6 protein-coding genes and 1 pseudogene are annotated in these 6963 nt (G+C 61.2%); all 7 read right to left on the bottom strand.

Annotated elements, in window-relative coordinates; genetic code table 11:
• Nucleotides 1–132: 132 nt before the first annotated feature.
• A complete protein-coding gene (locus PY257_RS05845) occupies nt 133–1791 on the bottom strand; it encodes a phage/plasmid primase, P4 family (RefSeq protein ID WP_275739839.1) in 1659 nt (552 codons plus the stop codon).
• Nucleotides 1784–2344: a DNA-primase RepB domain-containing protein gene (locus PY257_RS05850; protein ID WP_275739841.1), complete on the bottom strand. Its 561-nt coding sequence runs from the start codon at nt 2342–2344 to the stop codon at nt 1784–1786. Before PY257_RS05850 ends, PY257_RS05845 begins: the two co-directional genes overlap by 8 nt.
• Before the next feature lie 389 nt (nt 2345–2733).
• Complete coding sequence (locus PY257_RS05860) at nt 2734–3324, bottom strand: hypothetical protein (RefSeq protein ID WP_275739846.1); 591 nt, start codon at nt 3322–3324, stop codon at nt 2734–2736.
• Nucleotides 3321–3608 (bottom strand): helix-turn-helix domain-containing protein, encoded by a 288-nt coding sequence (locus tag PY257_RS05865; RefSeq protein ID WP_275739848.1) that lies wholly within the window; start codon nt 3606–3608, stop codon nt 3321–3323. The genes PY257_RS05860 and PY257_RS05865 overlap by 4 nt, the downstream gene beginning before the upstream one ends.
• A complete protein-coding gene (locus PY257_RS05870; protein WP_275739850.1) occupies nt 3605–3952 on the bottom strand; it encodes a type II toxin-antitoxin system RelE/ParE family toxin in 348 nt (115 codons plus the stop codon). The genes PY257_RS05865 and PY257_RS05870 overlap by 4 nt, the downstream gene beginning before the upstream one ends.
• Nucleotides 3953–3985: 33 nt before the next feature.
• The gene (locus PY257_RS05875) at nt 3986–5317 is read right to left on the bottom strand and encodes a tyrosine-type recombinase/integrase (RefSeq protein WP_275739852.1); all 1332 of its coding nucleotides are present in this window, start codon (nt 5315–5317) and stop codon (nt 3986–3988) included.
• A 1084-nt stretch (nt 5318–6401) separates the two neighbouring features.
• A pseudogene (locus tag PY257_RS05880) lies at nt 6402–6812 on the bottom strand (DUF4007 family protein); the annotation flags it as partial.
• Nucleotides 6813–6963: the final 151 nt, after the last annotated feature.

The raw sequence follows: 6963 nt of genomic DNA on the forward strand, positions 1-6963 counted from the left end.
GCTAACCAGGTTGGCATGTGGTGGCGCGGGCCAGAGTGGAGGGGTGGAGCCTCGTCAGTCACCTCCTCCTTCGTGGGGAAAACAGCCAACTGAAAAAAGTTTGGCACAAAGCCTCCACCGCCTCCACTGGCATTACGGGTAGCGCGATTTCACACCGAGGTAGTAGTTGCCATCGTTGCGCTTAACGCACGTGAACATCGCCTTGAACTCGCGGTAGAAATTGGCGCTGGTCATCGGCTTGCTGTAGCCGTTCTGTTCACACCAGAGTTTGAAGCGGTCATAGGCTGGGCGAGCCTTGATTGCCGCCGCAGGGTCTTTCACGCAGTCGTCTTCCAGCCACTGGGTGATGATGTCCATCTCATTGCGGTAGTCGGCAATGGCCTGAGAGATCACCGGGGGCTCGCGGAGCCCGTTCTTGGCCCAGTCCTGATAGCCCTTGAGCGCCCAGTTCAGGATGCCCGGCAATTCGGCCAGCAGTTCCTCGCCAAGTTTCGGGTTGCGCTGGTTCGGCGGGATGCTGACCTCGAAGGGAATGGTCTTCACGCGGCGCCAGATGCCGTTGTCACGGCCGACGATGGCCGGTTTGTGGTTGCCTGCCACGAACAGCTTGAATTGCGGCACGAACTCGAAATGCTCTTTGTAGAGGAAGCGCGCGGTGATGCGTTCGCCGCCGGTCATTTGCTTGATGAGTGCTTCGTTCAGCCGGGTGCCGGACTCGGTTTCGTTGCTGAGCACCACACGCGCACCTTGCAAGCGGGCGAGGTCGTTGCTGGCGCCAGAGCGATTCGCCATCAAGGACTCGGGCTGGATCGTCTTGACCAAACCGTGACCAAGCAGTTCCGCGATCACGTTCAACAGCGTGCTCTTGCCGTTGGCGCCAGCGCCATGCATGAAGAAATACACCTGCTCACTCGTCTTCCCTGACAGCGCGTAGCCAACAACGCGCTGCACGTAGGCCATCAATTTCTTGTCGCCGCCAAAGATGGTTGAAAGGAAGGCATGAAACTTCGGGCATTTCGCGCTCGGGTCGAACGGAACAGGGCTGTGCGTCGTCAACAGGTCTTCTTTGCGTGCGGGGCGCAGGCGCCCAGTCTTGAGTTCGATGGCACCATTGGCGACACCGAGCAGCATGGAATGGCTGTCGAGCGCTGCGGGGCTGACAGAAAGGGCCGGATGGGATTGGGCCAACTCCAGCATGGCCTTGAGGCGCGAGAGTTGGAGGCTGGTCTTGACGTGTGCCTGCCATTTGCGCTGCGCATCCTCGTCTTGCGCGAAAGCGGGATGCGTGGGCATGCTGCGCACTGCATCTTTGGCAATTTCCATGAGTTGGCCCGACTCGTCACGCACCCAGTGCAAGCCGTTCCAGAGATACCAGCCCTGCGAATGGACGTAGCGCACGCGGTCTTGGATTGCGTTGGCGAAGGCTTCGGCGTTACCCACGTCCGTCATCGACAGCAGATCAACCGTGCCGGTTGGCGGGTAGCGCGACACGCTGGCAGCAATGGCCTTGACTTCGTTGTCGAGCAGCGGCGGATTGCAGCGCTCGGCGTTGTGTTTCAGCAAGGCGGCTTCGATGGCGCCCTGATCGAAGCCTTTGCGACGCATCACGCCCGCAAGGCTGGTGAGCGTGTTGTTGCGGCTGGATTCTGGAATGGTCGAATCATTCGCCGCCGCATGGTTCGTTGCGGAGCGTGCGGTTGTGGGCAGCTTCAGCTCCAGCCCCAGCGCTGCAATGAGTTCCTGATAGGGCATCGGTGTCAGGGGGATTGACGCGACGGTAGGCTTACGCATGGGTGTTTTCCTTGCTGAGCAGTTTGTGGATGCGGGTCTGAAACGGCGCGCCCTTCTGATGCCAGAAGCCCGGCAGGCGCATCACGCGGGGCAGGTCGCAAACCTTGGGGTCGGCATCGAACTTTTGGGCAAGCTGCTGCTGGAGCGGCTTGAAGTCAGTCAGCGGCAGGTCGCGTGCCAGCCAATACGCATGCCAGCGGCTGGGGCTGCTTTCGACAACGATGTGGGGGCGGTGCGGCAGAATCGGCTCCAACGGCGCACCATCCAAGTCGGCAAACAAGGCGCGTACCGCGATGACGTTGGCTGTCGTGCGGCACGTCTTCGCATTGCCGTGGACGAGGCCGTCGCCCTTGTTGACCATTACGAACACGCCCTGACCCTGTTGGTTCAGGTGCATTAAATCGCTCTGGTGCTCTGCCAGTGTGCCGTGCAAGACCACACCGCCGCCGCGCTTCTCAAGATCGTGAAAGGTCTGGAACGTGTAGACCCCATCGGGATCGAGTGCCGCGAGAAAGGCGCGCGCGTCTTCAAGATTGAACTGGAGGCGTTTCATTACTTGCCCTCCAGTGCGGCGCGGATGGAAGCCACGGGCCAAGCCAAGCGGCCATTGATGCGGACAGGGCGGATCGGGCCGTTCTCGCGGCAGGCCCAAGCACGCAAGGTCTGCTGTGCGCGGTTCAGGTGAAAGGCCGCTTCGGTGGTGGGAAGTGCGGAGCGAGTTTCTTGCTCCAGCGGCGGCGGTGTAGGACGGGAGTAAGCCATCTTTTTTCCTTACGGAAGTTGAGGTGGCTTCTCATTCTTTTGAGTGGGCGGAAATGGCCTAATGCGGGCCTTGGCGCTGCGTTGGCCGGGTCAACGGGCCAGAATGGCAGGCGCAGTGATACTGGCTGCCGGGCAATTCCGGGCGAATGCGGGTAATTTCCGAACTGCCGATCGGCGGATTTAGGAGCGAGGTGCTGCAAGCCAAGGGAAGCCAGACAGCCCCTTGGTGGAGTCGGCATCACTTGCCAGCTTGCCGTGCTGACCAGCCCAGTTGAGGGCCAGCGGCTCGTTCCACAGGCCATGTGCGCCGGACTGCGCTACGTTGAGGCCGTTGTCCTTCGCGCGCTTGAGGTCTTCTGCAATCGTCGGCCAGACCTTGCTCGCGTAGCGCTCGATCAGCATGTCTTTCTTGACGATTCGATCTGGCGAAGGAGCGTGTAGCGTCCGATCCAATGCGGCTGCGACCGGGGCGCGGTTATGCTGACGAAGCCATTCAATGGCGCTCGCCGTCTTGATGATTGTTTTGGGCGTGATGGGCGGTTGCTCGAACTGGCCGCATTCGATAGCTCCCGCGTGGACGCCCGCGATCACGGCTTCCTGTTCGGCGCTCAGGTCAAGCGCATCGCCATCTCGGCCAACTACATCACCGAGCGCGCGCGGGTCGATTCCAGCCATCAGCGCCGCCAGTTGCCAGATGGCGATGGCGTCACGCTCTCGCCAGTCGGCGAAGTTGGCTCCGTGGCCTGTCCCCCACATCGGCGATGCCTTCAAGCTGCCAATGCTTCAATGACCGCACGCGGGTTGCGCTCGATCACGTTGAGCAGCACGAGCGATGCCCCATGCGGTTTGCGGTCGCCGCGTTCCCAGTGGCGCAGCGTGGCGGTGGAAAAGCCGAACTTTGCCGCAAACTCTTCCTGCGTCATGTCCACCTTGGCGCGCAGCGCCTTCACGTCCACGGGGCGCGGACGATGCACGCGAACGCCCCGGCCACGCCCTTCGGCATGGGCAATGGCTTCCTGCAAGCCCCGCTTGATGCTGTCGAATGCCGTGCTCATTTCTTCCGTCCTTTCGCCTTCCAAATGCTGACCAATGCGCCGGTCAGGTCGGCCAGTTCATTGCACTCTGCCTTGCTCAGATTGGCGCGATCGCCTTTTGCAAAGAGGGTCAGCAGATAGAGCGGCATGTGTTCGTCATGGAAGTAGTAGATGACTCGCACGCCGCCGCTCTTGCCGTGGTCGCCCCTGCGCCAGCGCAGCTTGCGGACGCCGCCCGTGCCTTCCATCAGATCGCCCGCCTTGGGGTGCGAGGCCAGATGCCGGATCAGGTCTTGCCGTTCCTCAAGGCTGAGCAACTTGTCCGCCGTGCGGATGAATTCAGGCAACTCGGCGACCGTCTGCATGGGTTTGATTGTAATCCAATGGGACGGTTCCGCTTATTTGCTCACCACGCGCAGATTGGGGCTGTCTGCGGCAGGCTTGAACTCGATCCCGGCCTGCTCCAGCATCCATGCCTCGATGCGTTGGTGGTGAACACGCAGCAGGTCGAGCGGGCGGACGCGGTAGTGCTTTTCGGCGGTGGCGCTGGGCTTGTGGCCCTGAATTTGCGCAACCACGCCTGCGGGGATTTCCAGCCATTCGGACAGCGTTCCAAAGCTGCGCCGCAGGCCGTGTAGCGTCAGTTCCAGCCCCGCCGTGGCGCAGGCTTGCCGATGCGCAATGCTGGGTTCGACCATGCGGCCGCTCTTGCTGGCTGGGCTGCTGAACACCCATTCATTGCGGCGTGGCAGGGCAGCAATCAGGCTTTCCACATAGGCGGTGAACGGCACCTGTCGCGTCCCCTCGATCTTGTCGCCAAGGCTCATGCCCTTCCAGCGGAAGTTGATGTCTTCCCACCGGAGTTCACCCAGTTCCTCGCGTCGAGCACCCGTCAACAGCAGGCATTGCAGGTAGGCGGAAATCACGGGGTTCTGGAGTTGCTGCACTTGGGCAAACCAAGCCGCCAACTGCTCGCGCTGGAGCACATCGCTCTTGGGCTTCATACGGCCAGCGGTCTCGCGGGCCTTCTTGCTGCTGGCGGCGGCGGCATCGGTGGTCGTGCGGTAGTCTGGCTGGGTTGAGCACCAGCGAAGGAAAGCCTTCAACTGCCGCATGGCGAGCCTGAGGCGAGCGGGGCGCGTCTGGGCTTCTTTCGCAGCCCACAGTTCGACCCGTGCAGGTGTCAAGTCCAGCAGGCGCATTGCCATCAGTTCGGCAAGCGGCCCCGCCGTAGTCACGGCACCGGGCATGCGCTTGCGCTTTTCGCCGCCAGCCTGCGCCAGTTTCAGGTGGTCGGCATAGTTGCGTGCGCCCCAGTGTGGGCGGCGTTCCTCAAGATACGCCTGCCACGCTTCGCTGACGGTGACTGCTTCGCGGGCTTGCCGCTGCAACAGGGCTTCCGCCTCCGCCGCGCGATGCTGGCGTTCGGCTTCCTCCGCCGCGAGCGTGCTGCGCTTGACCTCGGCTGGGTTACGGCCTTCGTCGATTTGCCGCTGATGCTCGCGTGCCTTGGTGCGGGCCTGCTCAATAGTCCAAGCGGCGGGGCTGCCGATGGTGATCCGCACGGTCTTCCCGTTGGACTCGCCTTGGAAAATGTAGGCTGACTTGCCCTTGGGTGTCGCGCGCAGCCCCAAGCCGGGTGTGATGGCGTCCCAAAGGAATGCCTGTTTCTTGTCGGCAGGACAAGTGAAGGCGGACACTCGGCCCGCCGTGAATGCAATCTTCGCCATGTGGGTTCCCCGGTCTTACATCGGCGCCGATGTAAGGGCGGATGTAAGACGAATTCTGGAAAAAAGGGGCACAAAGATCAACGTGGCGCAACGGCTGATTGATCTGTAGTTTTCGTAAGCTATTGATTTACATATTGAAAATCAACAAAACCGAACCTTGTGAAATCGACGGAAGCGGGGATTGAAAATCCGCGTGTCGGTGGTTCGATTCCGCCCCAGGCCACCACCATTTAACGCCCAACTGTTCTCAGTTGGGCGTTTTCACTTCCAGACCCCGCAACGTACGCGGGGTTCACGCGCATTCTGCGTGTGCCAGGGGGTGGTCAGAACCGGTGCCCATGGTGGCTGGTTCGACCCTTTTCTGCCCTCTGTTCTCTGGAAATCTCCGCCAACTTTTTCGCCGTAGCACACGCACATCGCCTTGCGTGACAACGACTTCTGCTTGTGTCGGTTTCTTGAGTTCGCCGACCGGCTTGGACGAGCAAACCATCAGGGCGAAGCGAGGTCCGGGGATGCGCACGGCATCCAGTACAAGCCATCGCGCTGGCGCGCATGTCCGATCGCGGCTTGCGCGTCATCTCGGCAACCGACGCTGGCGAGTTGCTGGCGCGCGGCTTCCATGACCCGACGCACTTCGAGTGCCGCATGTGCGCGTGGCAAGACCGGTGCTGGAGGGCCGCAGCATGACGAACCCTACTGTGAACGACGTTCTGCGCGAGCGTCTGGTCGATGCGCGTGAGGCGGCGCACTGCCTGAACCTGCAGATATGTACCTGCTCACCCAGGGCGTGCGAAACGCCGGTGATGACAAGTTCGTCTTCGCCGCTTCGTGCTGCTTTCTCGTAGACGGCCTCGATGTTGACGACCTCCGATACCGCGAAGGCATATTCCGCCTTGTTTCGCCGACGCACGAGTAAGCCTTGCTCCACCAGGCCATCGCAGTGCTTGGATACCGAGGCTTTGGTCGCGTTGCCGAGCGCAAATGCGACAGTCTCTGCCGTGATCGGGACGCCCAGGCCCGCCGAAACAAGTTCGAGCACAGCGATGCTCTTGAGAACTCTCAAGGCTTCACTGTTGAAGATGGTTCTCCCGTCTTCGCCCTTGACTGCCCTCAGCAGTCCCAGGTCTTGCATCGGCGACCAGGACGTATCGTCGCCGCCACGTTCTTCCTGATAGTAGGACTGGATGAAGATCGAAGAATGCTGCTCCAGCGTGCTGGCAGCCAGTGGGCGGGCCGCGCCCTCGCCACGGCGACCCAGGGCGGCGATCAGTTGCTTGCGCTCGAACCGGATGAGTTTGCCTTCACCGAAAACTTCGTTCCATGCTGCAAGGCCCCCTTCGGTGCATAGTTGCCAGTGAATCAGCCACAAGGATTCCAGCGATTCCAGATACGGGTCCCAGGCCTCTTTGCCGCCGAACAGTTTGACCCCGACCGGCCCTGGCTCGTGACCGCCACCTTCGGCAGTCTTTAGAACGCCCGTGGCCTCCGCCCAGAACTGAAGGGCCCTTCGTCATTCCGTATGGAACTTGACTTGAAAAATACCTGAATCCGTGAGTTCAACCACATTTTTTCTTGATTTCTCTTTGTAAATCAACAACTTGCGTGTAAAATGGCGCCTAACCCTGCAGGTGAGCGCGCCATGACCG

Source organism: Curvibacter soli, assembly GCF_029211125.1.
Lineage (GTDB): Bacteria > Pseudomonadota > Gammaproteobacteria > Burkholderiales > Burkholderiaceae_C > Curvibacter_A > Curvibacter_A soli.

Coding starts and splice junctions, on each gene's coding strand:
- PY257_RS05845 (WP_275739839.1), bottom strand. CDS start 1,791: ATGCGTAAGCCTACCGTCGCGTCAATCCCCCTGACACCGATGCCCTAT.
- PY257_RS05850 (WP_275739841.1), bottom strand. CDS start 2,344: ATGAAACGCCTCCAGTTCAATCTTGAAGACGCGCGCGCCTTTCTCGCG.
- PY257_RS05865 (WP_275739848.1), bottom strand. CDS start 3,608: ATGAGCACGGCATTCGACAGCATCAAGCGGGGCTTGCAGGAAGCCATT.
- PY257_RS05870 (WP_275739850.1), bottom strand. CDS start 3,952: ATGCAGACGGTCGCCGAGTTGCCTGAATTCATCCGCACGGCGGACAAG.
- PY257_RS05875 (WP_275739852.1), bottom strand. CDS start 5,317: ATGGCGAAGATTGCATTCACGGCGGGCCGAGTGTCCGCCTTCACTTGT.